Source organism: Caballeronia sp. ATUFL_F1_KS39, assembly GCF_023630985.1.
GTDB classification, from domain to species: domain Bacteria; phylum Pseudomonadota; class Gammaproteobacteria; order Burkholderiales; family Burkholderiaceae; genus Caballeronia; species Caballeronia zhejiangensis.
Genome location: NZ_JALQDZ010000010.1, coordinates 1 through 25,897 on the forward strand (window position 1 = coordinate 1; position 25,897 = coordinate 25,897).

27 protein-coding genes are annotated in these 25,897 nt (G+C 63.9%); 10 read left to right on the forward strand and 17 right to left on the reverse strand.

The genetic code is table 11. The features are described from left to right. Positions 1–387 precede the first annotated feature (387 nt). Positions 388–981 carry a DUF4148 domain-containing protein gene (locus tag NCR93_RS07400; RefSeq protein WP_239295561.1) on the reverse strand — a complete coding sequence of 198 codons (594 nt, stop codon included), beginning with the start codon at positions 979–981 and terminating at the stop codon, positions 388–390. 110 nt (positions 982–1,091) lie between these two features. On the opposite strand from NCR93_RS07400, the gene NCR93_RS07405 reads away from it, so the two are divergent. Then, positions 1,092–1,418 carry a DUF4148 domain-containing protein gene (locus tag NCR93_RS07405; protein WP_175983240.1) on the forward strand — a complete coding sequence of 109 codons (327 nt, stop codon included), beginning with the start codon at positions 1,092–1,094 and terminating at the stop codon, positions 1,416–1,418. A 160-nt stretch (positions 1,419–1,578) separates the two neighbouring features. Here the strand turns inward: NCR93_RS07405 and NCR93_RS07410 are convergent, their stop codons facing one another. The 3 genes from NCR93_RS07410 to NCR93_RS07420 all read right to left on the reverse strand — a co-directional run bounded on the left by NCR93_RS07410 (position 1,579) and on the right by NCR93_RS07420 (position 3,642). Further along, positions 1,579–2,694, reverse strand: a complete 1,116-nt coding sequence (locus NCR93_RS07410) for a hypothetical protein (protein ID WP_008349533.1) — start codon at positions 2,692–2,694, stop codon at positions 1,579–1,581. A gap of 173 nt (positions 2,695–2,867) precedes the next feature. Next, the gene (locus tag NCR93_RS07415) at positions 2,868–3,077 is read right to left on the reverse strand and encodes a hypothetical protein (RefSeq protein WP_175983241.1); all 210 of its coding nucleotides are present in this window, start codon (positions 3,075–3,077) and stop codon (positions 2,868–2,870) included. Between the two features lie 178 nt (positions 3,078–3,255). Next, complete coding sequence (locus NCR93_RS07420) at positions 3,256–3,642, reverse strand: hypothetical protein (protein ID WP_008349529.1); 387 nt, start codon at positions 3,640–3,642, stop codon at positions 3,256–3,258. A gap of 160 nt (positions 3,643–3,802) precedes the next feature. On the opposite strand from NCR93_RS07420, the gene NCR93_RS07425 reads away from it, so the two are divergent. Further along, complete coding sequence (locus tag NCR93_RS07425) at positions 3,803–4,561, forward strand: SDR family NAD(P)-dependent oxidoreductase (protein WP_008349527.1); 759 nt, start codon at positions 3,803–3,805, stop codon at positions 4,559–4,561. 107 nt (positions 4,562–4,668) lie between these two features. Here the strand turns inward: NCR93_RS07425 and NCR93_RS07430 are convergent, their stop codons facing one another. The 4 genes from NCR93_RS07430 to NCR93_RS07445 form a co-directional block, all read right to left on the reverse strand. Then, positions 4,669–5,916, reverse strand: coding sequence for a porin (locus tag NCR93_RS07430; RefSeq protein WP_008349526.1), 1,248 nt, complete (start codon positions 5,914–5,916; stop codon positions 4,669–4,671). A 558-nt stretch (positions 5,917–6,474) separates the two neighbouring features. After that, positions 6,475–6,747, reverse strand: a complete 273-nt coding sequence (locus tag NCR93_RS07435) for a hypothetical protein (protein WP_175983242.1) — start codon at positions 6,745–6,747, stop codon at positions 6,475–6,477. Positions 6,748–6,848: 101 nt separating this feature from the next. Beyond that, positions 6,849–8,006, reverse strand: coding sequence for a Rieske 2Fe-2S domain-containing protein (locus NCR93_RS07440; RefSeq protein WP_175983243.1), 1,158 nt, complete (start codon positions 8,004–8,006; stop codon positions 6,849–6,851). A 118-nt stretch (positions 8,007–8,124) separates the two neighbouring features. After that, positions 8,125–9,045, reverse strand: a complete 921-nt coding sequence (locus NCR93_RS07445) for a LysR family transcriptional regulator (protein ID WP_034473457.1) — start codon at positions 9,043–9,045, stop codon at positions 8,125–8,127. A gap of 97 nt (positions 9,046–9,142) precedes the next feature. Here NCR93_RS07445 and NCR93_RS07450 point away from each other — a divergent pair, with 97 nt between their 5' ends. After that, positions 9,143–10,060, forward strand: a complete 918-nt coding sequence (locus NCR93_RS07450; protein ID WP_034473456.1) for a DMT family transporter — start codon at positions 9,143–9,145, stop codon at positions 10,058–10,060. A 12-nt stretch (positions 10,061–10,072) separates the two neighbouring features. Here the strand turns inward: NCR93_RS07450 and NCR93_RS07455 are convergent, their stop codons facing one another. Beyond that, complete coding sequence (locus tag NCR93_RS07455; protein ID WP_175983244.1) at positions 10,073–10,720, reverse strand: DUF938 domain-containing protein; 648 nt, start codon at positions 10,718–10,720, stop codon at positions 10,073–10,075. 348 nt (positions 10,721–11,068) lie between these two features. Here NCR93_RS07455 and NCR93_RS07460 point away from each other — a divergent pair, with 348 nt between their 5' ends. The 3 genes from NCR93_RS07460 (at position 11,069) to NCR93_RS07470 (ending at position 14,224) form a co-directional block, all read left to right on the forward strand. Beyond that, entirely contained in the window at positions 11,069–11,635 is a 567-nt protein-coding gene (locus NCR93_RS07460; protein ID WP_008349512.1) for an ankyrin repeat domain-containing protein, read from the forward strand. Between the two features lie 143 nt (positions 11,636–11,778). After that, the gene (locus NCR93_RS07465; protein ID WP_175983245.1) at positions 11,779–12,951 is read left to right on the forward strand and encodes a hypothetical protein; all 1,173 of its coding nucleotides are present in this window, start codon (positions 11,779–11,781) and stop codon (positions 12,949–12,951) included. Between the two features lie 31 nt (positions 12,952–12,982). Next, the gene (locus NCR93_RS07470) at positions 12,983–14,224 is read left to right on the forward strand and encodes an MFS transporter (protein ID WP_034473453.1); all 1,242 of its coding nucleotides are present in this window, start codon (positions 12,983–12,985) and stop codon (positions 14,222–14,224) included. A gap of 136 nt (positions 14,225–14,360) precedes the next feature. On the opposite strand, the gene NCR93_RS07475 is transcribed toward NCR93_RS07470, so the two are convergent. Next, positions 14,361–15,746: an FAD-containing oxidoreductase gene (locus NCR93_RS07475; RefSeq protein WP_175983246.1), complete on the reverse strand. Its 1,386-nt coding sequence runs from the start codon at positions 15,744–15,746 to the stop codon at positions 14,361–14,363. A gap of 238 nt (positions 15,747–15,984) precedes the next feature. Here NCR93_RS07475 and NCR93_RS07480 point away from each other — a divergent pair, with 238 nt between their 5' ends. Then, positions 15,985–17,298 (forward strand): cation:proton antiporter, encoded by a 1,314-nt coding sequence (locus NCR93_RS07480; RefSeq protein ID WP_175983247.1) that lies wholly within the window; start codon positions 15,985–15,987, stop codon positions 17,296–17,298. Positions 17,299–17,329: 31 nt separating this feature from the next. Next, a complete protein-coding gene (locus NCR93_RS07485) occupies positions 17,330–17,908 on the forward strand; it encodes a P-loop nucleotide/nucleoside kinase family protein (RefSeq protein ID WP_008349502.1) in 579 nt (192 codons plus the stop codon). On the opposite strand, the gene NCR93_RS07490 is transcribed toward NCR93_RS07485, so the two are convergent. The 3 genes from NCR93_RS07490 to NCR93_RS07500 form a co-directional block, all read right to left on the reverse strand. Beyond that, entirely contained in the window at positions 17,905–19,014 is a 1,110-nt protein-coding gene (locus tag NCR93_RS07490) for a saccharopine dehydrogenase family protein (RefSeq protein WP_175983248.1), read from the reverse strand. The two genes, NCR93_RS07485 and NCR93_RS07490, sit on opposite strands and share 4 nt — an antisense overlap. A gap of 149 nt (positions 19,015–19,163) precedes the next feature. After that, complete coding sequence (locus NCR93_RS07495; RefSeq protein ID WP_008349499.1) at positions 19,164–19,619, reverse strand: Lrp/AsnC family transcriptional regulator; 456 nt, start codon at positions 19,617–19,619, stop codon at positions 19,164–19,166. Between the two features lie 111 nt (positions 19,620–19,730). Then, positions 19,731–20,621 (reverse strand): LysR family transcriptional regulator, encoded by an 891-nt coding sequence (locus NCR93_RS07500; RefSeq protein WP_034473445.1) that lies wholly within the window; start codon positions 20,619–20,621, stop codon positions 19,731–19,733. Positions 20,622–20,781: 160 nt separating this feature from the next. On the opposite strand from NCR93_RS07500, the gene NCR93_RS07505 reads away from it, so the two are divergent. Further along, complete coding sequence (locus NCR93_RS07505) at positions 20,782–21,300, forward strand: Spy/CpxP family protein refolding chaperone (protein ID WP_034473444.1); 519 nt, start codon at positions 20,782–20,784, stop codon at positions 21,298–21,300. 118 nt (positions 21,301–21,418) lie between these two features. After that, the gene (locus NCR93_RS07510; protein ID WP_175983249.1) at positions 21,419–21,847 is read left to right on the forward strand and encodes a PGDYG domain-containing protein; all 429 of its coding nucleotides are present in this window, start codon (positions 21,419–21,421) and stop codon (positions 21,845–21,847) included. 6 nt (positions 21,848–21,853) lie between these two features. Here NCR93_RS07510 and NCR93_RS07515 read toward each other — a convergent pair whose 3' ends face one another. The 4 genes from NCR93_RS07515 to NCR93_RS07530 form a co-directional block, all read right to left on the reverse strand. Next, complete coding sequence (locus tag NCR93_RS07515; protein WP_175983250.1) at positions 21,854–22,219, reverse strand: DUF3022 domain-containing protein; 366 nt, start codon at positions 22,217–22,219, stop codon at positions 21,854–21,856. Between the two features lie 38 nt (positions 22,220–22,257). Continuing rightward, positions 22,258–23,049 (reverse strand): YhfC family intramembrane metalloprotease, encoded by a 792-nt coding sequence (locus NCR93_RS07520; RefSeq protein ID WP_175983251.1) that lies wholly within the window; start codon positions 23,047–23,049, stop codon positions 22,258–22,260. Beyond that, positions 23,050–24,141 carry a LacI family DNA-binding transcriptional regulator gene (locus NCR93_RS07525; RefSeq protein WP_250532195.1) on the reverse strand — a complete coding sequence of 364 codons (1,092 nt, stop codon included), beginning with the start codon at positions 24,139–24,141 and terminating at the stop codon, positions 23,050–23,052. Positions 24,142–24,244: 103 nt separating this feature from the next. Next, positions 24,245–25,213: a 2-hydroxyacid dehydrogenase gene (locus NCR93_RS07530; protein WP_175983252.1), complete on the reverse strand. Its 969-nt coding sequence runs from the start codon at positions 25,211–25,213 to the stop codon at positions 24,245–24,247. Positions 25,214–25,897: the final 684 nt, after the last annotated feature.

The following is a 25,897-nucleotide window of genomic DNA, read 5'->3' on the forward strand; positions in this document are numbered from 1 at the left end:
GGGCGGCGGAGGCTGCGGCTTCGTGGCTTTCGGCTGCGGACGTCGCGCTGGGGAGGTCGAGGGATTGCGTGTACATGCGGGGCTCCGCCGTCTTTTTGAGATGCGATGGAGCGAGTATATCCATTAACCGACCGTCCGGTTGATTAATTTTGCATGCAACTATGTCGATATAGATAGCGTCGCGTTAACCCGGAACCGAGTCTGACCCATGAAGTCATCCGCACGCAAAAAAGCCCAGCCGAAAGCCGGACTGGGCAAAACCACCGGTGATTGGGTGGCAGAGGTCGCTTCACGTTCACGCAAATCGTGCGAAAGCGAATTTCGAGTTTTGTATGCAATCGACCAGAACCGCTCGCGTCGCGGGGGCTCACCGCCGCTTCCTGACGCTCACTGCCCGAAGAACGCGCCTTGCGTATCGACCCGCATGCTCGCACGGCCCGATTGCGCCGCCGCACCTGTCGAAGATCCGTATCCTTCTGCCCGCGCCTGCGCCGCACGCATATCGCCGACGCGCATTTCGGCCGCCTGCAGTTTCGCCGGGTACGACGCGTCTTCCGCGACCGGCAAATAACCTGCCTTCTGAAGTTGAACGAGTTCACCACTAAGTTCTGCACGGCCCACTGCCGCGCTGAACTGGGCGAACGATGCGAGCGGTGCGGACATCACCAGGACTGCGACGACTGCGTTGACCCACGATTTCATGATCCGGCTCTCCCCGTTTTCGATAAATCGGCCGACTCGCGGTTCGAGCCATGCCGAATGGACGACGCAGGGTGTAAGTGCACAACTGCAAGCAATCATTCGTCGTGACGAAGAAGCGTCTTTACGGAATCGGTAAGGATCGATCGGCGCGTGGTGGCGCCAACGATGCAGTGGAGCGAAAAGACCGTCGACCAAGCCAGCCGTCACCGTCATCGCGCGGTCAGTTTCGCGCAATGCAATGGAGACTCGCGCAATTATTCCGATATCGACAAAGATCATTCAACGGAAACGAGAATGATCTTCGGCAAGCGCGTCTTTACACTCCGTTCACAAGCTGCTTAAGACGAAACGGGCAGCACGATCAGAAATCCGAATCGGAGGTAGTCATCATGAAGACGTTCATTTCCGCAGTCGCCGTCGCCGCTGCCCTCGCCGTTCCCGCTCTGTCGTTCGCGCAGCAATCGGATGCGCCGCTGAGCCGCGCTCAGGTACGCGCCGAACTGGTTCAACTCGAAAAGGCAGGCTACAACCCGAACATCAGCGACCCGTCTTATCCGTCGAACATCCAGGCAGCGCAAGCCCGCGTGAGCTCGGAGCAGCTTGCGCAAGTGACACCCCAATCGCGCGCCTACGGTTCGGTCGCCAATGGTTCGTCGCAATCAGGCCGCATCACCGGCGTTCAGCCGCGGGCGCTCGGTACATACTTCGGCCAGTAAGTTCAGATAGCGTCGACAGACGCATCGCATAAGCAGCAATGCATAGGGCGACATCGTATCGATGTCGCCCTATGCATTTTGCGTGCGGAATACATCATGCATGATGGCGTTTTGCACTTTGCATTATCGCTACCGACCTTGCCGGTTCAGACGCTCGATGTCAGTTCGCCGGAATAGTCACGACCGGCGACTTCGCCGTGTCCGTGACTTCCGCAAGCGCCATCAGATTCTGCACGACCGTGAACGCGTATTTCGAATCGAAGTCGCTGCGATCGATCCAGTAGTTGGCCTTGTCGTAGAGCACGCTCACGTACGCATCCTGCGGCGCCTTCTCGCCAACTTTCACGATGATCGTCGGCCGCGTTTCTCCGCCGATCAACCCGATGCCCGGCTTGGTCGCGCCGCTGCCCACCTGCTCGTCAGGAACGGCGATCTGCGCGCCGAGATCGGTGAGGATGCCGAGCACCGAGCGCGTGACCATCGGGATGCGGTTGTGGTCCGACGACTGCCCATAGACGATTTCGTAAGTCTTCATCTTCGGCGAGAGGTGCAGCAGTTTTCTGACGAGCGTGAGATCGTCGACGACAGCCTTGTTCGAACCGCTGCGCGTCGCGCCGAGCGTGATGAATACGCCGCCCTTGTCGGCGCTGTTGCCCTTCGCGGCCTTGTCGGGCTTGCCGCTCTTGTCGTCATCCGCGTTGCGCGTCTCGATGTTCAATTCGCCCGCTAGCTGCAGCCTGCGAAGCGCCTGCAGAAGCAGGAAGAACTCGGGCGATCCAGATGCGTTCGGCCCGCCCAACGCCGTGCCGTTCTGCAAGCCACTGATCGACTGCGCGGTGATGCGCAACAGCAGATCGATCGGAATGCCGCTTTCGGCGAGCGGCAAGACGAGTGTCGGCGAAAGCGGCCGGATATAAGCGCTGGCGTAGGCGTCGCCCGTGGTCGGCGTGAACGTGAAAGTCGGATGATTCGAGTAGGAGACGCTGCCCGTTGCCTGCGCGTAGTTCGGCTGCGCGCCGGAGCCGGCGTTGAGCACGACGCCGCCCGTCGTATCGAACGTGTACGCGGCGATGATGCTGCTCACCGTGAGAAACGACGGCGCATCGGCGAAGCGCAAGCCGACAATCGCGGCAAGAATTTCACGCTTCTTCGCATCGCCGAGCGCCCGGGCGTAATCGACCTGATCGGCCTTCAGGCGACCCGGGCCGATGCCAGCGCATCCCGCTGCGAGAAAGGCGACGGAGAGAATTGCGATCGATACGGCTTTCCTTGTCATGGCTTTATATGAGGGTGATGAGGAGGATCGTCGGCACGCAGCCGCGGAACACCCGGGCGGCGTCCGCAAATTTCATACCTTTGGACACGAACGATCCCATCCGGCGCGTTGCGCGCCGTCTCATCAACGACGTGGCGACCCGACGCCTTCGTCAGACCCCGAGCAACGTCAGATCACGAAGCGCCGTGCCGCTGCGTGTTCGACTGCGCGTGCTTAGCCTGTGCGGATGGCTGAGCGATGTGCCGGCTCGCTTCCTCGTGTTGCGCGACGAGCGCATCGAGCCGGTCCTGCGCGAAGCGCGGACCGTCGTCGCGTGCGAAAGCTGGTGCGGCGAGCGTCGCCGCCGCAAGGACGATGACCGTGGCGAAAGGCGTTCTTTTCATGATTCACCCCGCGATTGAGCGCGGCAAGCCCCGGGCGTCGCCGCTCGACTAGCATCGCACATCGAGGGAAATGCTGCGCGGCGCGGCGCTTTTGTCGTACAAACGCTGGACGGCATGGTCTCGGAATTATTTAGCAACCCGTATCAATAAGTCGCTTTCATTCGCGCGCATGTGATCATTAGAAAAGATGCGGCGGCGTGCGGTCGGTCATGTCGCGCGGCAAGGTCTCGTCGAGCTCGAACTCCACACTCGGATAATCCTGCAGACGGCCGCTCACCTCCGCTTCGCGTTCGCTCGTGAACAGCCCGTCGAGATAATCGAACGTCAGCTTGCCGACGAGCGCCTTCAACGCAAGTTCGGCGCTGCGCTTCGGCTCCGTGGCGATATCGCCCGAATCCATGCAGGCGCAGAACTGGCCGTTCTTCGAATCCATTCCGCCGATGTCGATTACCTTGCCGTCGACGTTCTGCGCGAGCACGCGCTGCTCCACCGCAAAGAGTCTGAACGGGCGTTCGAGACTTGCGGGCGGCTCCGAAGGGATTTCCCTGCTTTCACGATCGGCCATGGTGCGTTCTCCGGTTTGCACATTGATCGAGACGGTGCAGCAAAGGCCGCGCCCGCCATCTGTGCATCGCAGCATCGACGCGCCTTTCTGCGCACGTCGCGCCGTCCTACGATGAACCATCGGCCACGCAATCGAAGGAGCTGTCACCGTGAATGGAACCATGAGCGGCAAGATCGCGGTCATCACCGGCGCGAGCCGCGGACTCGGACGCAACGCCGCATTGAAGCTCGCGCAGGCAGGCGCCGGCGTGATCGGCACCTACAACCGCAACGCGGACGCGGCGCGCTCGCTCGTCGATGAGGTCGCGAAATCCGGCGGCAAGGCGGCCATGCTGCCGCTCGACGTCGCGCATTGCGACACCTTTGCCGCTTTCGGCGACGCGCTGTGCAAGACGCTCGAAGATACGTTCGAGCGCGAGAACTTCGACTTTCTCGTGAACAACGCGGGCATCGGCATTCATGCGCTCTTCGCGGAGACGACGCCCGCGCAGTTCGACGAACTCGTCAATATCCAGCTGAAGGGACCGTTCTTTCTGACGCAGACGCTCCTGCCCTATCTGCATGAGGAAGGCGCGATTCTCAATGTGTCGAGCGGACTCACGCGTTTCGCGTTGCCGGGATTCGCGGCCTATGCCGTGATGAAAGGCGGGATCGAGGTGCTCACGCGCTATCTCGCGAAGGAACTCGGGCCGCACGGCATCACGGTGAACACCATTGCGCCGGGCGCGATCGAGACGGATTTCGGGGGCGGCGTCGTGCGCGACGATCACGACACCAACCGGTTCGTCGCGGACAACACGGCGCTCGGGCGCGCGGGTGTGCCGGACGATATCGGCGGCGCGATCGTGGCGATGCTCTCGGACGGCAATCGCTGGATGACGGCGCAGCGCGTCGAGGTATCGGGCGGGATGTTCATCTGACACGAGGAAATGCGCCGCGTGCGGACAAAAAAAACCGGACGCCGAGGCGTCCGGTTTTTTGCATGCCACATGCGTAATGCCTAATGGATCACGCCGCGAAGCATCGCTTAGAAGCGGTGGATGATACCCACGCCCGCTGCGAACATGCTGCGCGATGCCGACGGCGCGCTTTGGAAGCCATCGCCGATTGTCGCGTTGGCGGCCGTCTGACGGTTCGTCGACGTGTTCGACGGAACAGCCAGCGTGTTGCCGTTCGCGCGCTGGAATGCTTCCAGTGCGTACAGGCCCGTGCGCTTCGACAGCGAGTAGTACTGCGAGAGGTTGAACTGGTGGTACGACGCTGCGTCGTTGATGCCGTTCGCCTTGCTGGCCCACGTGTAGCTGTAGCCCGCTGCGAAATCCCATGCCGACGTCGCCTTCCAGTGCAGCACCGTGCCGGCCGTGTTGAACACGGCTTCGTCGGTGAAGCGCGAGTTCACGCCCGGAATGTACTGAACGTTCGTGTACGTGACGGAGATGTCCCACGCGCTGTTGAACTGGTAGCCGCCTGCAACCGCGAAGCGCTGCTGCGCTTGTGCGCGCTGGTAGCCAGCCGTCACCGCCGACACGCCCGGCTGACCCGAACCATCGGTCGCTGCCGTGCTGTTGATCGTCGTCGAGCTGCTGCTGTAGATGCCGCCGCCTTCCGCCGCGTTGTTGATGCGCGAGAACGCCACCGTGCCGCCGATCGGGCCTTGCTGATATTGCAGCGCAGCCGTCCAGGTCGAGCCTTGGTACACGCTGTCAGGCACGCCAGCGAAGGAGTACGAGCCGCTCACCGTCAGGCCGTAGAACTTCGGCGACGTGTAGACGATCGAGTTGTTTGCGCGGTAGATCGTGTCCAAACCGTCCAGATCGCCCGGGTGCGCGCCGAAGTAGCCGGTCAGCCAGTTCGTCGGGCTGTACGGCGAGAGCAGCGTGTAGTACGAGGTGTACTGGCGACCCGCAGTCAACGTACCGTATGCCGGGTTCGTCAGACCGACCCATGCCTGGCGGCCGAACAGCGCGTTGGTGAACTGCGCTTGTCCGCTGTTGATGTCGAAGCCCGATTCCAACTGGAAGATGGCCTTGTTGCCGCCGCCCAGATCTTCGGCGCCCTTCAAGCCGAAGCGGCTACCGGCCCAAATGCCCGATCCGGTCTTGATGTTCGAGCGGCCCGGATTCGTCTTTGCGAGATTGGTCTGGCTGCTCTGATAGACGATCGAATCGTCGACGATACCGTACAGCGTGACGCTGCTTTGCGCGAACGCCGGTGCCGCGGCGGCGAACGCCGTGGCTGCGACGATTGCTGCCTTGGTCATCGTGAAACCCTTCATTTTTTCTCCTCAAGCGGTGGGCAATTTACTTGCATGCGAGTCTTGGAACCGGTGCCGCCGTGGCGACTTCTTATGTTTCAACTCGTAACTTTTATCGCTGGCAAGTGTATGGCTTACAGTCCGAATCCGAAAGAAAGACGCGGTTTTGTGTCGTTTTTTTTCACTGTCTGGTTAACCAGTATTTTCTGGTTCGCAGATATTGGGCAAACGGTCACGAAACTGACAGAAAGCTGACAGCAATGTGGCGCGATGACGGTCCGAGCGGGGCCGAATCGACGGCGCGGCGGCTAGAGATAACGAGGGATTCGACCGCAGTCAGAAAGGACGCGGCTTGACGGGACAAGGCTTGTCCGCTTTCGGAGATACCAGCCAACTGCCATTCTTTGGGGACGGGAAACGCGATAGCCCGAACAGGCTCGCGGAAAATTCGCGTGCGTCGTGCAGGCGACGGTCGACGGCGCTGCATCGGAATAGATCTGACAGTTACCCGACGATGCGCAGACGCGAAATTGACATCGGGCGAACGCGCTGCAAGCTTGCGTCGCCCGACCGGGTCGGTTAACGCTCGATCTTCGAGCGCAGTTCGCGCGCCGTTTCAAGCAGGCCTTCGTAGCCCGAACGCGCATGCGAGGGCAGATCGGGATCGCCGACGAGCGTGCCGAGCGTCTCGATGATGCTGTACAGAATGCCCTTCGCCGCGCCCGCCGCCATCTTGCCCGCGGCGTAGGACTCGTCGACGTGCGAGATGGCCGCATCGAAATGCTCGACGTCCGGATGCGCCTCGCCGATACCCGATGCGTCGTCGCGCGGCTTGGTCGGGTCGCTGTTCATGATGATGGTCCTCCGTGTGTGGTTTCCGCTCTCTGCTCTCTGTATAGCGCCGCGGCGCGAAGCGTGCAATCGGGTGCGAGCGAGGCACAGCGCCGCACGCCTCAGGATGCGGGCAGTTCCTGCACCGGCTGGATGACGTGCACGCGCCGGGCGTCCCGCGGGCCCCTGCCTGCGCCGTGAGGCACGCCGCGCTCCATCAAAAGCGCGCGCAGCTCGACGATGACCGGGAACACCTCGTGATTGTGGTCCGCGCCCTGCCGGTCGTGCGCCTCCTGCTCGCGCTCGACGATCCAGCGATCCTCCTTGAAGATGCGCTCGGTGAACCACACGAGCAAGGGCCACGCGGCATCGAGCAGGCCGGGGATTTTCGGGCGGCGAATCGACAACAGGCCGAACGTGCGGTTCGTGCGCTGCTCGGCGTCGAGCGGCACGTAGGCGATCCACAGGTCCATCACCATCGTGTCGTCCTTGGTGCGGATCTTGAGCGTCTGATACGGGTACTCGGTGCGGATCGTCATCACGTCCTTCTGGCCGTCGTCGGGCTTCGAGCCGCGCTTTTGCCCGAAGACGAGCGCTTCGCCGATCGGCTGCTTGCCCGCTTCGCGCGCGAACGTGTAATCGACTTCGATCCAGTCCTCGCCGCGCCGTCTGCCGAGCGAGCGCGCGCGCATGCTGCCCATCTGCCGCCGATGCAGGAACTGATGGTTCATGTCCATCAGATTTTCGTGCATGAACGAGTAGTGGCACTTCACCGCGCGGCCGAAGCGGCGCGTCTTGTATGCGCGATCGGTGGCGGAGCCGAGATCGGGAAACTTGGTGGCATCGGCGAGCGCCGGGTCGCCCGTGAACACGAAAACCAGCCCGCCCGCCTCGCGGCACGGATACGCGCGCACGCCGTTGGGCAGGCGTTCGCGTCCGAGATAAGGGATGTCGGTGCAGCGGCCGGTGCAGTCGTAGGTCCAGCCGTGATAGCAGCAACGGATCGATTCCCCGTCGACGACACCCGCCGACAACGGCACCTGCCGATGCGCGCAGCGGTCTTCCAGCGCGAAGACCTTGCCCGAGGCGGTGCGTACGAGCACGATCGGATCGCCCGCGAAACGCACGCCGTGCGCGCGCCCCGCTTTCACCTCGCGCGACCACGCGAGCGGATACCAGTGATCGGGATGAATGTCGACGCGGCGCAGATCCCGCGGCGGCTTGGCGGGTGTATCGGTTGATCCGGCTTCCTGCTCGCCTTGCGGCAACGCTGCGTGCATGTACGACGCCTCCGGTGAAGGGAGATCGGTTTGAACGCCGCGAGCCGCGCGGCGCAATGAACGACCATTCGCAGTCTACACGGCGTCGCTCATTTCGGCGCGCGCCGGATTCTCGCGCTCACGCTTGCTGCCCGAGATGCGCGTGCAGATGATCGATCAACGCGCGCACCTTCGGCGGCAGAAAGCGATTCGGCGGATAAAGCAGCCACACCGGTCCCTGATACGCCCGCGCCTGCATGTCCCAGTCCGCGAGCACGGCCTGCACGCTGCCCGACGCGAGCGCATCGCGGGCGGCGAATTCCGGCAGCGCCGCGATGCCGAGCCCGTCTTCGGCCGCGTCCAGCCGCGCGCCCGCGTGATTCGCGATATAGCGCCCGCGCACCGCGACTGTCACCGTTTCGCCGTTGTTGCTGAAGCGCCAGCGGTTGTCGTCGGCGGTTTCGCCCAGATGGATGCAATCGTGCAGCGCCAGCTCGCGCGGATGCGCCGGCGCGCCACGCTCTCGCAGATAGCCCGCCGACGCGCACAGCAGCCAGCGCACGCGTCCGAGCGGGCGCGCGGCGAGCCCTTGCGGCGGATGGCTCGTCGCGCGGATGACGAGATCGACGTCGCTGTCGAGCGGATCGATATCGTGATCGCTGAAGACGAGCTGAAGATCGACATCCGGATACGCCGCGAGAAACGCCGGCACGAGCGGATGAATCACGGACTTCGCGTAAGCCGTCGGCGCCGACAGCGCGACGCGGCCCTGCGGCTTGCCCGACACCTGCCCCGCCGCATCGACCGCGCCGGACGCCGCCGCGGCCATGTCGCGGCAATGCCGATACACCTGAAGCCCCGACTCGGTAACGCGGATCTTGCGCGTCGAGCGCTCGAGCAGCCGCGTGGCGAGCGCCTCTTCAAGACGCTTGATCTGGCGGCTGACCGTCGACGGCGTGCTGCCCAGTTGCCGCGCCGCGACCGAGAAGTTGCCCGCATCGACGACGCGCGCGAATACGGCCATGTCCGGCATCAGGTCGAAAAGATCGGCGGGATTCATTTGTGCATTCGTGACAAGAAAGCTGTGCGACTGAAGCCGATTATCGCGCTGAACGCATCATTCGACAATGACGGCTACTTTCCCACGGAGCCGCTCCATGACCGTCCGACGCCTGCTTCCTCTTTCCGATCTCCTGCTCTTCGCCGTCGCGATGGTGTGGGGCAGCAGCTACGGCATCGTCAAGAGCGCGCTCGCGTTCTATCCGGTGCTGGGGCTGCTCGCGCTGCGCTTCGGCATCACGTTCTGTCTGCTCGCCGTCAACCTGCGGCATCTGCGGCACGCGAGCGCGGCGGCCCTTCGCGGCGTGCTCGTTCTCGGCTTGCTGCTGCTTTCGATTTTTCTAGCGGAGACATTCGGCGTGCTCCATACGCGCGCCGCGAACGCCGCGTTTCTGATCAGCTTGTGCGTCGTGCTGACGCCGCTCGTCGAATGGGCGCTGCTCAGGCGACGCCCCGGCGCGGCCGAGTGGCTGGCGGTCGGCGTGTCGTTCGCGGGCGCGTGGCTGCTCGCGAGCGACGGCGCGCTGTCCTTCGACTTCAATGCCGGCGATGGACTGATCCTCGCCGCCGCCGTGCTGCGCGCGCTGTCCGTTTGCGTGACGAAGCGCGTGTTGCGCGCGGCTCCCCTGCCCGCGCTCACGGTGACGGCGGTGCAGGCGGGCGTGGTCGCATCGGGCAGCGCGGTCATCGCGTTGGTTTTCGCGCCATCGCAATGGCAGTCGCTGCCTGCTCTCGCCGGTCACGGCATGTTCTGGGGATCGGTGCTGTATCTCGTGTGCGCGTGCACCCTTTTCGCCTTCTTCGCGCAGAACTACGCGATCGGCCGCAGCAGCCCGACGCGCGTCTCGCTCCTGATGGGCAGCGAGCCCGCGTTCGGCGCGCTCTTCGCGAGCGCGTGGCTCGGCGAACGTGTGTCGATGGCGGGCTGGATCGGCGGCGGGATGATCGTCGCGGCCTCGCTGATGGCGACCGTGTCCTGGCGCGGCATGTTCGCAGCGCGTCCGGGCGAAGCGTGAACGCGGACGTCGTTACGCGGGTTTTTTGAATACCACGCTGAAGTTATTGGCCGGCATCGCGACCGTCTCGACGAACGCGAGGCCGGCCTTCTCGCCAAGCGCCTCGACTGCTTCCATGTCACGCACGCCCCAGCGCGGATCGCGTGCGCGCAGTTGCTGATCGAACGCTTCGTTGCTCGGGGCGGTATGCACTCCATTGTGCCGATACGGCCCGTACAGGTACAGTACGCCCCCCGCATCGAGACGCGCGCCCGCGCCGCGAAAGAGCGCCTCGGCCGCTTCCCACGGCGCGATGTGGATCATGTTGATGCACACGATGGCCGCCACGTTCGCGATGCCCCAGTCGTCGTTGCACACATCGAGCGCGAGCGGCGCATTCAGGTTGGCGAGCCCCGAGTGAGCGCGCCATGCGGCGATGGATTCGCGTGCTTCGACATCGGCATCGCTAGGCTGCCAGACGAGGCCCGGCAGTGCAGCCGCGCAGTGCACGGCGTGCTGACCGGTGCCGCTTGCGATCTCCAGCACGACGCCGCTTTGCGGCAGGACGCGCTTGAGGACCGATAGAATCGCATCGCGATTACGTTCGGCGGCGGGCGCGCGGCGGCGCACGGCAATGTCGGGAGGCGGCGTATCGCCGGAGGCGGATGGTGTCGGATTCATTGCGAGAGCGCGTGCGGGCGCTTAACGGTCGATTCGCGACGAGCCTAATGGGACGCACGAAGACGCGTCAAGCGACATAACGGCGAGCCGCCAATGCTGACCGGCATGGCGCGATTCGTGCTGTCCCGAAGCGCGCGGAAAGCGCGGATTGCAAGCAAACCTGTGTATGCTCCCGGTTGATCCCGCGTCCGCTTTCGCATTTTGCATGCATGCGCCGTGCATTCTGAATGCCAGATTGAATGCATTCCGAACGCGTGCAAACCGCCGGCGCAGCATGACATCGAGCGCGCCGATGCATCCCGACAAACTCTGGCCCGCGCACGCGGCGCGATCGAATTGGAGTGAACCATGCAGCACGATCCGAAAGAGCCCCCGACGAAGCAATCCAGCGATGGCCCCGATGACGACATGATCGCGTTCGCGAGCGAGGTCTTCGATGTCGCTCGCCGCGGCGACGCCGCGATGCTCGACGCGCTCCTGACCAAGGGCCTGCCGCCGAATCTGCGCAACGACAAGGGCGACAGCCTCGTGATGCTCGCGAGCTATCACGGTCACGCCGACGCCGTGCGCGTCCTGCTTCAGCACAACGCCGATGCCAACCTGCGCAACGACAATGGCCAGACGCCGATTGCGGGCGCCGCGTTCAAGGGCTTTCGCGAGGTAATCGAAACGCTGCTCGAACATGGCGCGGATGTGGAAGGCGCATCGCCCGACGGGCGCACCGCGCTCATGATCGCGGCGATGTTCAATCGCGTCGAGATCGTCGACTTGTTGATCGCGCGCGGCGCGAACCCGGATGCGCGCGATGCCGGCGGCTTCAGCGCACGCGATGCCGCCGAGAAGATGGGCGCGCCCGACACCGCGGCACGGCTCGCGAACGCATCGAACGGCCATGCGCGGCCATCCGAAGCGTGAAGCGTCGATTGGCACAATGCACTTTGCATGCATGATTCAATCCGCGAACGAACGACGCCTCGCGCGCGTCGAATCGATCTGACAAGCACCGATCCAACAACGAACCAGACAAGCAGGTGACTCGGAACCATGGAGCTTTTGCGATGACAGGCGGTATCTCGCATCGGGGTGATGCGTCGCCGACAGACCTTGACGCGCTTGGGCGCGCATGCCGGGCGGGCCGCGTCTTCAATGCAGCCGCACGTCTGTCGCCGTGCGTGGCCGCGTTCATCGTCGCCATCGCGAGAACGTTGCGCGCGCTGCGCGTCACCGCGAGCCTTCCGGTCATCGCCGCCTTCGCGCTCTCCGCATGCGGGCTGATGCAGCAACAGGTGCCCGCGCCGATCGTCGAACACTCTTATATTCCGGCGCCGGAAGAAGCCGGCTCTGCCGAGCCCGAAGAACCTTTGCCCGCCGTGCAGGCGCCGGAGCCCGCGTCTGCCGTGAAACCCGCGCCGGCGCCGAAACCGAAGCGCCGCATCGTCAAGCCGAAGCCGCCGGAGCCGGCCGTCACGCCACCGCCTGAACCGCCCGAGCCGCCGCCTCCGCCGCAGATCATCTCGACGCGCATCATGCAGCACGATCAGCTGCACGGCCTGCTCGACGCCGAAGTGCAGCGTCCGGACGGCAAGGTCGTCGGCCGTGCGGTGGACATGTACGTCGATGCATCCGCGAAGCCGAAGCTTCTGATGGTCAATCTCGCGGGCTTCCTCGGCGTCGGCGACCGCAAGGTCAACTTCCCGTGGACGGCCTTCCGCTTCACGCCGAATTCGAAGACCGCGCCGATTACCTTCGTGCCGCCACCACCGCCCGCGAAGGGCAAGCCGGCCGAACCGGTGCCGAAGCCGCAGCCCGTTGCGGAGGCGCCCGCGAACTTCATGCAGCTCGTCGATTCGACGGTGACGCAAAGAAGCGGCGCGCGCATCGGACGCGTGGTCGACGTGCTCGTCGACGCTCAGGCGCAGCCTCAGGCGCTGGTGCTCGATCTATCGAGTTCGCTCGCGGGCGACAAGCGGCATGTCGCGGCCAACTGGGGCGACCTGCATGTGTTTTCGCGCAACAAGCAGTGGCTGCTGCAGATGGATTTCAACGACGCGCAACTGAAGGCCGCGCCCACCTACTCGCCCGAGCAGCCGATCAAGATCGTGTCGCCTGTGGTGCCCGCGCCGGCGACGGCTGCGAGCGCGGCATCGGCATCGACTGGCGCGGCGAGCGCGACGGCTTCAGGCGCGACGCCGGCGCAAGCGCCCGCTTCCGGCGCGCGCCTGACGAGATAGCGGATAACGACATCGATAACAGAATCACAACATGGTAATTGCACGCAGTCTGCGCGCGCTCGACTGGCTGAACTTCTTCGTCGCCAACGTGCAGACCGGCTTCGGCCCTTTCATTGCTTCGTATCTTGCGGCCAACAAGTGGACGCAGGGCGAGATCGGCCTGATGCTTTCCGTCGGCACGATCAGCGCGATGGCGAGCCAGTTGCCGGCAGGCGCGCTCGTCGATGCGATGCGCAACAAGAAGTTCGCTGCTCTCTCGGCGATCATCGCGATCATCGTGAGTGCGCTGTTGCTCGCTGCGAGCCCGACGTTCGTGCCGGTTTTTGCGGCCGAAGTGCTGCACGGTTTCGCGAGCTGCATGCTCGTCCCGGCGATGGCGGCGATCTCGCTCGCCCTCGTCTCACGCGCCGATCTCGGCGACCGGCTCGGCCGCAATGCGCGCTGGGCGTCGATCGGCAGTGCGCTGACAGCGGCGTTGATGGGCGCGTTCGGCGAGTATCTGTCGCTGCGCTCGGTGTTCTTCCTGACGGCCGCGCTCGCGTTGCCGGCGATCGTCGCGCTGCGCATGATTCACTACGATGCGCCGCCCGTCGTGCCGCGCGCACCGCCGGGCAAACCCAAGCTCACGCCTGAAGGCGAGGAACGCGAATCGTTGCGCGAGTTGCTGAAGGACAGGCGTCTTTTGATTTTCGCGGCGTGCGTGGTGCTCTTTCACCTGTCGAACGCGGCGATGCTGAATCTCGCCGCGGGCGAAGTCACGGCGCACATGGGCGACAACGTTCAACTCGTGATTGCGGCGTGCATCATCGTGCCGCAGTTCATCGTCGCGGCGTTGTCGCCGTGGGTCGGACGGCAGGCGCAGAAGTGGGGACGCCGGCCGGTGCTGATTCTCGGGTTCTGCGCGTTGCCTATACGCGCGATTCTGTTCGCGGGCGTGAGCAGCCCGTATCTGCTCGTGCCGGTGCAGATGCTCGATGGCATCAGCGCAGCCGTGTTCGGTGTGATGCTTCCGCTGATTGCGGCGGATGTCGCTGGTGGGCGCGGGCATTACAACCTGACGATCGGGTTTTTTGGGCTGGCTGCGGGCGTCGGGGCGACGCTTTCGACGGCGGCGGCCGGTTTTGCCGCGGATCGCTTCGGCACTGCGATGAGCTTTTTTGGGCTCGCCGGGGCCGGGGCGCTTGCGGTGTTGATGGTGTGGCTTGCTATGCCTGAGACGCGTATCGCGAATGCGGTGAAGGAGGATGAGGCTGAGCCGTCGGTGAAGGTTTGAGGGCTTCGTTTCTATTGTCTCTTGCTCATGCTTCGGTGAAATCCTGCGTTCGTGTCGGTTTATTAGCGTTGCCCCGCACAGGGGCAACGCCACTAGACCACTAAGAACACGGGATCCGGCGAAAACAAAGAAAAACTCACTCAAAAGGCGTCAACCCCTCAAGCAAAGTAGGAATCAACTCACTCACCGTCGGATGAATATGCATCGCCCGCTGCAACGTCGTATAGGGCGCATCCGCATTCATGATGTCGATGAAGGCATGAATGGCCTCATCCCCTTCGATGCCATAAATCGCCGCCCCTAAGAACCGCTTCGTCCGCGCATCCACGAGCGCCTTCATGAAGCCATCGGTCTCACCGCGCTCCCGAGCGCGCCCCACCCGCGACATCGGCATCGTCGCGATAAGCGCCTCGCGTCCGTCCCTGCGCACGTCTTCCTCGCTCATCCCCACACGCGCGAACGGCGGATCGACGAAAACCGCATAAGCCATGATGCGCGTATCGACGCTGCGCGATTCGCCGTCGAGCAGATTCGAAGCGATGATCTCGTAATCGTTCCACGACGTATGCGTGAACGCGCCGCGCCCGTTCACATCGCCGAGCGCATACACGCCATCGACTTTGGTGCGCAACTGGCCGTCGACATCGATCATGCCGTGCCGGTTCACCGCAATACCCGCATGTTCCAGACCGAGATCGTCGGTGTTCGGCGTGCGGCCCGTCGCGAACAGCAGATGCGATGCATCGATGACCTCATCATCGCCACTGACGATACGCACGCCACCTGCCATCGGCTCCACGCGCGACATTTCCGCGCCGAAGCGAAAGTCGATGCCCTCACGCACGAACACGTCCTGCATCGCGCGGGCGACGTCCTCGTCCTCGCGTGTAAGGATCCGTTCGCCGCGCACGAGCAAGGTCACGCGGCTGCCGAAGCGCCGGAACATCTGCCCGAATTCGAGCGCGATATAACTCGCCCCGACAATCACCAGATGCTCCGGCACTTCGGTCAGTTCGAGAATCGTCGAGTTGGTCAGATACGGGACGCGTTCGAGCCCATCGACCTTCGGCACCACCGCGCGCGTTCCCGTGTTGATGATGATGAGATCGGCGTCGATCTCCTGCGTGGAACCGTCGGCCGCCTCGATGGACAGCGCTCGCGGCCCTGTAAAGCGCCCGTGTCCCTTGAAGACCGTGAGATTGTGCGTGCCGCGCAGCCATTTCTCGATGCCCGTGCGGGAGCCGCCGATCACCTCGTCCTTGCGCGCCTTCACACGCGCCATGTCGATGCCGATGTCGCCGCCTATCATCACGCCGTACTGCGCCGCCGTGCGCGCGACATGCGCGGCCCGCGCGCTCGCGACATAAGTCTTGGTCGGCGTGCAACCGACGTTCACGCAGGTGCCGCCAAAAAGATGCCGCTCGATGATGGCCGTGCGCTTGCCGCTTTCCGCGAGCCGCACGGCAAGCGGCGAACCGCCCTGCCCCGTACCGATCACGACTGCGTCGAAGTGCTGTGACATGCTCGTTCTCCCCTGGTTTTTTGCATTCGTAACGCAAAAGACCGTGCGAATGAAGCGGATGAAGAATGCCCATGCGGGAACCGAATGCATCTTACGCGCAAGTCGGCGAACAGGCACGCGCGCTGCCCGAAGCGCGTGATTCGGATACGGGCACGGCGCGTGCTGCGTCCGAACAGAACGTCCCGCGCATCGCGGCGCGGTCCGCTCAACCATCAGCATATGAAGTCCGAAGGCATTCATGATCGAGACGATGTGGTTTCTCGTCGTCGGCGGCGTGCTCATTTTCATGGGCCTCGCCAGTTCGACGTTCAAGCACCTGCCGGTCAGCACCGCGATGTGCTACCTGGCGATCGGCTTCGCGATGGGTCCCGCGCTCGCCAATCTGCTGACACTCGACCTCGCGACCGATGCAACGGTCCTCCGGCGCATCACCGAAGTGGCGATGCTCGTGTCGCTATTCGCGATCGGCCTGCGGCTGCGCGTGCCGCCCACCGATCGCATCTGGCTTCTCCCGGTACGCCTGGGCTTCGTCGCCATGATCCTCACCGTCGCCGCGCTCACGCTGTTCGGCGTCTATGTGCTCGGTCTCAGTTGGGGGCCGTCGCTGCTGCTCGCCGCGATGCTCGCGCCGACCGATCCCGTGCTCGCGCATGACGTTCAGGTCGAGACGCCCGGCGACGTCGACCTGCTGCGCTTTTCGCTGACGGGCGAAGGCGGACTCAACGATGGCATCGCGCTGCCCTTCGCGCTGCTCGGCATCGCGGTGTGCCGCTTCGAGGCGTCGCCAAGCGAAGCGTTGCACTGGAACTTCGCATTGCAGGCGATATGGGGCATCGCGGGCGCGCTCGTGAGCGGCTGGCTGCTCGGCGCGCTGTCGGTGCGGCTTGTCGCGTATCTGCGCACGCGCCACGGGCAGGCGCTCGGACCGGAAGGTTTCTTTGCGCTCGGCCTCATCGCGCTGTCGTACGGCGTCGCCGAATTGCTGCACACGTACGCGTTTCTCGCGGTCTTCGCAGCCGGTCTCTCCATGCGCCGCGTCGAGCAAAAAGAAAGCGGCGACAAGTCCCCGCGCCAGGCGGTCGGCAAGATCGATGCGGACGACGTCGGCGCCGCCGCAGCCGATCCCGAACGCGCGCACGCCTTCATGGCCGAGCGCGTGCACGGCTTCACGATCGAACTGGAGCGCATCGCCGAAGTGGCGATCATGCTGATGGTCGGCGCCGTGCTCGCGACGATGTGGCGCGAACTGCTCTCGTGGCAGACCTGCGCGCTCATCGTCGCGCTCTTTCTTGTGCTGCGGCCGGCGGCGGTCGAGGCGTCGCTCATCGGCTCGCAGGCGACGGGCGCGCAAAGACGTCTCATGAGCTGGTTCGGCATACGCGGCGTCGGCTCGTTCTATTATTTGCTCTTTGCACTCGAGCAAGCGCCGCATGACGTGGCCGCGCCGCTCGTGCCGCTCGTCATCGCGACGATCGCTGCGTCTGTCATCGTGCACGGCATCACCGCGACGCCGCTCATGAAGCGATATCAGCGCGCGCGAACCGATATTTAGCGATGCAACTATCATCCAGGACCGACCCGGCGTGAAGCATCTGATTTTCTTCTGCGGTCATGCCGGCACCGGCAAGACGACGCTCGCGAAGCAACTCTTCGCGCCGCTCATGCATGCGACTGGCGAGCCCTTCTGCCTGCTCGACAAGGACACGCTCTACGGTGCATACAGCGCCGCGGCGATCGGCGCGCTCACCGGCGATCCGCACGATCGCGACAGCCCGCTTTTCATAGAACATTTTCGCGATCCGGAGTATCGCTGTCTCATCGATACCGCCGCCGAAAATCTCGCGCTCGGCGTGAGCGTCGTGATCGTCGCGCCGCTGACGCGCGAGGTGCGCAATGGACGCCTTTTCGATCGCGCGTGGCTCGGCATCGATGACGATGTCGCCATAAGCGTCGTCTGGGTGCATGTCGATGAAGATGTGGCGCGCGAACGGATCGTCGCGCGCGGCGATCCGAACGATGCGTACAAGCTCGCGCATTGGGAGGAATATCGCAAGCGCCTCTTCGTCCCCGATGAAGCGCTCGCGCGGACGCTCGTGATGTTCGACAACACGACGCCATCCGGTGAAGCCGGCGGCGAACTGGTCGCGCGCCTCGTCGCTTAAGCCGCCGCGAGCTGGCGTGCCGTCGCGACCGCGTTGGCGCCTTCGTACAGCTTGCCGAAGCGGTTGTTGAGGAACGCGTCGAGCGGCACCTGCTCCTGACGCACGAAGCCGCTCTGCGGCAGCACGCCTTCGCGGAAGAGATCCAGTTCCGCGCAGATCGCGCCGGCGGTCGTGATCTGGATCGCGCTCATCGGCACGCCGCACACATCCTTCGCGAAGATCTTGCGCGTGAACACGTCCTGCACGAGTTGCCCGCGCCGCATGCCCGTCACCGTGACGAAGATCAATACGACGTCCTGTGCCGTCGAAGGCACCGCGCGCTTGAGCATCGTTTTGAGACCGTCGCGATCGGTGGACATACGCAGATCGTCGAGCAGGAACTTCATCAGATCGCGATGCCCCGGATAGCGCACCGATTTGTAGTCGAGCGTCTCGACCTTGCCGGCAAGCGTTTCGCAGAGCGTGCCGAGCCCGCCCGATGTATTGAACGCCTCGTACTCGATGCCATCGAGCGAAAAATGCTCGACGCCTTCGAGCGGCTGCACCCATTGCGTGCGGCCTTCGCGGATCGCCTCGCACGGCTGGCAATACTCGTTGATGAGCCCGTCGATGCTCCATGTAAGGTTGTACTTCAGCGCATTGGTCGGAAACTCGGGCAGCGCGCCGACGCGCATCTTTACTTCGCGCACGTCGTCGAGACGCTTCGCCAGATCGTGCGCGACGATGCCGATGAAGCCCGGCGCGAGACCGCATTGCGGCATGAACGCGAGCTCGGAGTCGTCGGCGATCGCGCGGATCGCGTGCGTCGCGCGCACGTCTTCGGTGAGGTCGAAGTAATGCACGCCCGCCGCTTTCGCCGCCGATGCGACGTTGATCGCGAGGTAATACGGCAGCGCATTGATGAGCGCGTCGAAACCGATCAGCGCCTGACGAAGCGCGGGCGTATCGGCGGAATCGACGCGGCGCGTCGGGATGCCTTGCGCATCGATGAGCGCGAGCGCGTGTTCGTCGCGATCGAAGGCGACGACGTCGAAATCCCCCGTTTCACGCAGCAAATGCGCAATGCTTTGACCGATCAGTCCGGCGCCGACGAGGGCCACTTTCATATTCGTCTCCTGTATGTGCGAGTTAGCCGATACACCTGTTCACACAGTTTAGGAGCGCGCGAATATTGATCCTAGACGCAAAATGATGCGCTTCGACGACGGTTTTCGTCGTTTCGACGATCGGTCGATCCCATTTGTATCGTCGAGTCTCAACCGGCGCGATCGATCTTGCGCGCGAGGATGATCGACGTCGTCGTCCGTTCGACGCCTTCCAGCACGCCGATCTCGTCCAGCAGGTCGTTCAGGCGGTCCGGCGAATCGGCGCGCAGCCATGCGACGTAATCGAATTCGCCGCTCACCGCGCAGAGCAACTGAATCTCCGGCATGCGTGCGAAGCGCTTCTGCAGATCGCGGCCGTATTTCGGCGTGAGCTTGATGCCGACGTACGCCTGAATGCTTGCATCGAGCACATCCTGGCCGAGCCGCACGCCGTAGCCCGCGATCACGTTGTTCTTTTCGAGCCGCGCCATGCGGGCGATCACCGTCGTGCGCGCAACGCCCAGTTGCCGCGCGAGATTCGCGACGCTCTCGCGCGCGTTCATCTGCAGAAGCGCGACGAGATTGCGATCGATGTCGTCGAGCTGATCGAGGCGCGGCGGTCTCATGTGGGCGTCGTCCTTGGCGTTTTGTGTTTTGGGTTATGCGTTTTGAATGCCGTCTGGCATCCGGCATTTTGTGTTTGCATTATCGCCGAGACGCTGCGATACGAACGCCGGTCAGACACCGAGCTTCGTCACCATGAAATCGACGAAACTCGCGAGCTTGGGCGTCGCGCGCGTATCGCGCGGATAGACGAGATGAACGGGCGAAGGCTTCGGCAGAAAGTCCTGGAGCACCGCGACGAGCGCGCCGCTCTTCAGTTCGTCTTCGACGAGCGCATGCGGTTGAAGCACGAGGCCGAAGCCGGCGAGCGCGGCCTTCCTGAGCGCCTGCCCGTTATTCGTGCGAAAGCGCGCGGACTGCGTGCGGCGCGCATGCATCGCCTCGTCCTCGCCTTCGAGCCGCCAGCTCGCCTCGCGGCCGAGATGCAAGAAGCCGAGGCACTCGTGGCTCGCGAGATCGGCGGGGGTCGCGGGCGTGCCCGCGCGCGCAAGATAGGAAGGCGACGCGCATACCGTCATCGCATACGGCTTGAGCGGCCGCGCGACGAAGCTCGAATCGGCGAGCGTGCCGATACGCACGGCGGCGTCGAATCCTTCCTCGACGATATCGACCATGCGGTTGGTCAGATCGAGCTCGACGCTGATCTGCGCGAACGCCGCGAGAAACTCGGTCACGGCGGGCGTGACGAACTGCACGCCGTAAGTCAGCGGCACGGTGACGCGCAATACGCCGCGCGGCGTCGCGCTCATCGATTCGGCGAGGGTGTCGGCAGAATCGACTTCCGCGAGAATGCGGCGGCAGCGTTCGTAATATTCACGGCCGATCTCGGTCAGGCTCTGACGACGCGTCGTGCGGACGATGAGACGCGCATCGAGCCGCGCCTCCAGCGCCTGCAAGTGCTTGCCCGCCATCGGCGCCGAGATCGAAAAGCGCTCGGCCGCGGCGCTCAGACTGCCCGCCTCGACGATCGCGACAAAGACCCGCATGCTCAACAAGGTATCCACTGCGTTTTTTCCAGAGACGTTTCGAATGTAAGCAGTTGTGGCAATGCGGGCGAATCCGCATGCAATCGTGATACTAATATCCGCCGATGGCGTGATCTTCGCTGCTTTGCATGCAGCTTACGAAGCACGCCGCTTCCTATATCGATCGAAGGTACTTTGAATGAAAAGAACACTCGTTGCATTGGCCGCTTTCTGCGCACTGAGCCCGGTTTTCGCGCAGAGTTCGGCGCCCACGGCCGCATCGGCGCCCGCCGCGCAGGACGCTGCGTCCGCACCGGCCGCCAGCAAGCGCGAGGCGCGCGTCGAGGAGCGTATCGCGGAACTGCATTCGAGCCTCAAGATCACGCCGCAGCAGGAAGCGCAGTGGTCGAAGTTCGCCGATGTAATGCGCGACAACGGCCGCACCATGGCCGATCTGTACCGCCAGCGCATCGCGCAGCGCGACACGATGTCCGCGCTCGACGACATGAAGCAATACGAGCAGATCACGCAAGCCAACGCGGACGGCACGAAGCGGCTCGTCGAAGCTTTCGAGCCGCTTTACGCGAGCCTTTCGCCCGAGCAGAAGAAACTCGCCGATACGAGCTTCCGCTCGGAGCACGGCAAGGCGCGCCGCGGCGGCGCGCATCATCGTTCGCGCGCGGCGGGCGCGGATGCGGCATCGACGACGAAGCCCTGAACGAGCGCCGGGTCGGAAAGCCCGCATCGCATGATGCGGGCTTTTTTGCGTCCGCCGAGTGCAAAATGACGCGAATGCCGTTACGATCCGCTCCCTCACCATCTTCGCCGATCGCACCATGCTCCATCTTTCGCAACTCGATCTCGCCACCGATCCCGCCGCACGCCGCGTCGTGAAGGACGAAGCCGTCACCGTCGAATTCGCGGCTGCCGCGGGCGAACTCATAAGCCTCGAAGGGCCGAACCGCTATGCAAGCGGCGATGCGATCGTCACCGCTTCCAGCGGCGAGCGCTGGGTCGTGTCGCGCGAACGCTTCGATCCGAAGTACGTGCCGGAAGGCGGCATCGCGCACGGCGAGGCGGGCATCTATCGCAACCGTCCGAACGTCGTGCTCGCGAAGCAGATGCACGAACCCTTCTCGATCGCGCGATCCGCGGCAGGCGACATCCTCACCGGCGCTGCCGGCGACTGGGTCATGCAATACGCGCCGGGCGATTTCGGCGTCGTGAAGGCAGCGCGCTTCGCGAAGGTCTATCGCGAAGCCTGAGCGCGCTCACGCGAAGTCCTCGCCCATCTCGATGTCCACGTCGCGCGGCACGGTCTGGCCGTCCGCGTACATCTCTTCGAGCGATCCGAGCGTCGCTTCCACATAGGCACGCAGCACCGCGTAACTGCGCGCGTGCATGCGTGGCGGCAATGCGCGATAACGCGCGAGCGCGGCCGGATCGAAACGCACGTCGATCGTGATGCGCCGCGCGCTCGAACCGAAGCGCATCGCCACGTAATGAATCACGAGCGATGTGCGGCCTTCATCGTCCTTGCGTTCGGCGAACTGCGTCTGCTCGGGAAAGAGATCGCAGATCACATGCGCGAGCATGTCGATATCCGCGCTCGGGCAGTCGTATTGATAGTCGTCCATTCGATGTCGATATTTGATTCAGGCAGGCGCGGATGCGCTCAACCGCCGCGCGCCGCGGCTCGCCGGTAGTAGCGCACGAGCGCCACCGCGACGATCGCGCCGAGCACGAGATACACCGCATCGGCGGCGATAAGCGGCACGAGCCGCGCCTGAAAAAGCGCGGCTGGCAAGCCGACGAGCGCATGCGCGGCAACGAGGACTGGGAGCGCGTGACGCGAACGCTCGCGCAGCATTTGCCACATCAGCGCGGAAAAGCCGAGTTGCAGCACGAACGCACTCGCACGCTCAACGAGGAAGATGCCCGCCGACACCGGCGACAGACTCATCAGCACGAGATGAATGCGCGCGATCGCTTCGAGCGGCGCGGTCGCGAAATGCGCGTCGAGCGTGCCGCGATTCGCGAGCACCGCATAGACGATCCATTGCACCTGCACGAGCACGCCGACGATCCACGCCTCCGCCCCGCCGTGCCCGATGCCGTAGCCGAGCGCCGGACCGTGCCGGTCGAGCGCGTCAGGCTCGCGCGAGATGAGCCATTTCATCGCGAGAAAGCGTCCGACTTCCTCGCACAGCCCCGCCGCGAGCGCGCCATAAACGATGAACACGGCCGGATTGACGAGCCACGCCGACGTGACGGGATTGCTCAGCATGAAGCCGTGCAGCGCGCGTTCGATGACCATCGCGAAGAGCGCGAACACGGCGATGCCGAGAATCGCGTAGCGCGGCACGATCGCGAAGCGCGGCCGCAGCTTCCTGTACAGCACGATGGGCATGGCCGCGATGATGAGCGTCGCGAGCGCGAGGCTCAGCAACGTCGTAACACTGATCATTCAGATTCCTTGTGAAGCTTGTTGCTCGTCGTTGTGATTCGCGCGTGTCGTCGATGCGCGCACGACGAGTTCGCCCGGCAGCAGACATTCGCGCGCGGGCATCGCGGCGCCGCCGAGACGCTCATGCAGAAATTCGACCGCGCGCCGGCCGATATCGTACGTCGGCTGGCGGACCGCCGTCATGCCGGCGAGCTGCGCCCATTCGGAATCGTCGATTGACATCAGCGCGACGCTCGCCTGCCAGTCCGCGCCGTGGCGTTCCTTCAGATGCACCGCGACGCGCAGCGCGACCGGCCCGTTCGCCGCGAAGAGCGCGACGCGCTTGCCCGCGGCTTTCGCCGCCGTGACGCGCGTGTCGAGTTCCGTGAGCGCGGGCGCCGCATCGGCGAGATCGATCACGAACGTCGAGCCGCTTGCATGGAGCGCCGCGACGGTTTCGCGAAACGCGGCTTCGCGCAGACGCCGCGAGCTGACATGCGTGACCGGCTGCACGACGAACAGCAGCTCGTCGAAACCTTCGTCGACGAGATGACGCGTCGCGATCTGCACGGCGGCGGGATTGTCGAGCCCGACCATGTCGGTGATGAAACCTTCGACCGAGCGATCGACGAGCACGACCGGAATGCCGCCGCGCGCAAAGCCTTGCAGCAGTTCTTCCTTCACGCCGAGCGCGTTGACGATGACGCCTTCGACGCGATACGTCGTCAGCAATTGCAGATAGCGCCGCTCCATGTCGATCTCGTTGGCTGCGTGACAGATGAGCGGCATATAGCCGAGCGCGTGGCACGCTGCTTCGACGCCTTGCAGCACTTCGACGGAATACGGGTTCGTGAGGTCGGCGAGCAGCATGCCGATCAGACGATTGCGGCCGCGCTTCAGGCCGCGCGCCATCTGATTCGGCCGATAGTCGAGCTTGGCGATGGCCGCCTCGATGCGCTCGCGCAGATCGGGCGACAGCACGCCGAGCTCGCCGTTCAGATAGCGCGAGATGCTGGTCTTGCCGGTGCCTGCTTCGCGGGCGACATCGGTGATGGTCGCGCGGCGCGCGCCGAATGCAGGCGGGCGGTTCGTCAATGTGGGGTCGTCGGACATAGTGGTCGTGGGCGCGCGCTTCGCCGTGAAGCGAGTCGCGATGCCGTCATTATCGTTCTCCTCGCATCGCGCATGTTAGCGCATGACCGGGCGACCCACGGTTTCAGCGCGCGAGCACGTCGGGATTGACGATGTTCTGCGTGAGCGTGCCGTTCAGTGCGCCGATGAGATTTTCCGCGGCGTTTCGCGCCATCGCGTGACGCGTTTCGTGCGTGGCCGAGCCGATATGCGGCAGTGCGACGACGTTTTTCATCGCGAGCAGCGGCGAGTCGGCGGGAAGCGGTTCCTGCTCGAACACGTCGAGGCCTGCACCGCGGATCGTGCCGTTTTTTAGCGCATCGATGAGCGCGTTTTCATCGACGGTCGGTCCGCGCGAGGCGTTGATCAGAATCGCGCTCCGTTTCATTTTCTGCAATTCGTTCGCCCCGATGAGACCGCGCGTTTCCGGCGTGAGCGGCACTTGCAGGCAGACGAAATCGGATTGCGCGAGCAGTTCGTCGAGCTCAACACGCTTTGCGCCGTATTCCTTTTCGGCCTGCTCGTTCGCGCTGCGATTCGTGTAGAGCACGTTCATGCGAAAGCCGAGCGCCGCGCGCCGTGCGACGGCCCCGCCGATGCGTCCCAGGCCGACGATGCCCAGTGTCTTGCCTTGCACGTCGACGCCGAAACACGCTTCACCGATGCTTGCCTTCCAGTTGCCTTGCTTGACCCATTCGGCGAGTTCGACGACGCGGCGCGCGCTTGCGAGGATCAGCGCGAAGACCGTGTCGGCGGTGGATTCGGTGAGCACGTCCGGCGTGTGCGTAAGCACGATGCCGCGGCGGGTGAGGTCTTGCACGTCGAACTGGTCGAAGCCTACGGAGATCGTCGACAGTGCTTTCAGGCGGTGGGCGCCTTCGATCATGTCGGGGGAGATCTTTATGCTCGCACCGATGGCGCCGTCGGCGGTTGTTAGCGCTTGCACGAATGCGGCGTGGTTTTTCGGATCGATGTTCACCACTTCCGCGTGGGCGCGGAGATAGGCTTCTACGTCGCTTGGCAACGCCTTGTAGGCTACGATTTTTTTGGTCATGGTTTGCTTTGTCCGGGTTGGTTGGCTCGGGCTTCTGTGGAATCCCGTTTTCGTGTCGGTCTATTGGCACTGCCCCTGTGCGGGGCGGCAGTCACTTTCTTTGCCGTCGACCAGAGTTAGCGCTTTAGCGCTTACTCTGGTCCTGTGCAAAGAAAGCAACCAAAGAAAGCAGCTTCCGATACGCCCGCGGTCACACGCAATTTGGGTAGTCCTCTCGTCCATCGTGGGCTGCCTAAAGAGTGCCCTCAGACACCTAATCGGGCTTGGCTCGCGCACGGTCTGTCACATCGCACCACACACCAAACTGGTTCAGCACCATATGGCTCCAGCCCGCTTCGCGGCCGACCGGTCAATCGGGGATGCATGTGCTTCTCTACTAATGTCTCCGTCTCACTGCACTGGCAGCCCGTCGGTTTCCCTTGCAGACCCGGCGGCAGCGCGTAGCGCTGTGCCGAAGCAGTTTCGTGCTGAACCAGTGTCCTTGGAAAACTAGCTCGTCAGACCGCGCGCGATCCAAGCCCGATTAGGTGTTTGAGGGCACTCTTTAGGCGAGTGCCACCTAGGACGAGAGTACTACCCAACGTGCGTGTGACCGCGGGCCGTGACGAGCTGCTTTCTTTGGTTACTTGTATATTGAATCTGGCGTCCGGAAGCTGATCTCTCCCGTTCGCTCGAAGCGGTAGC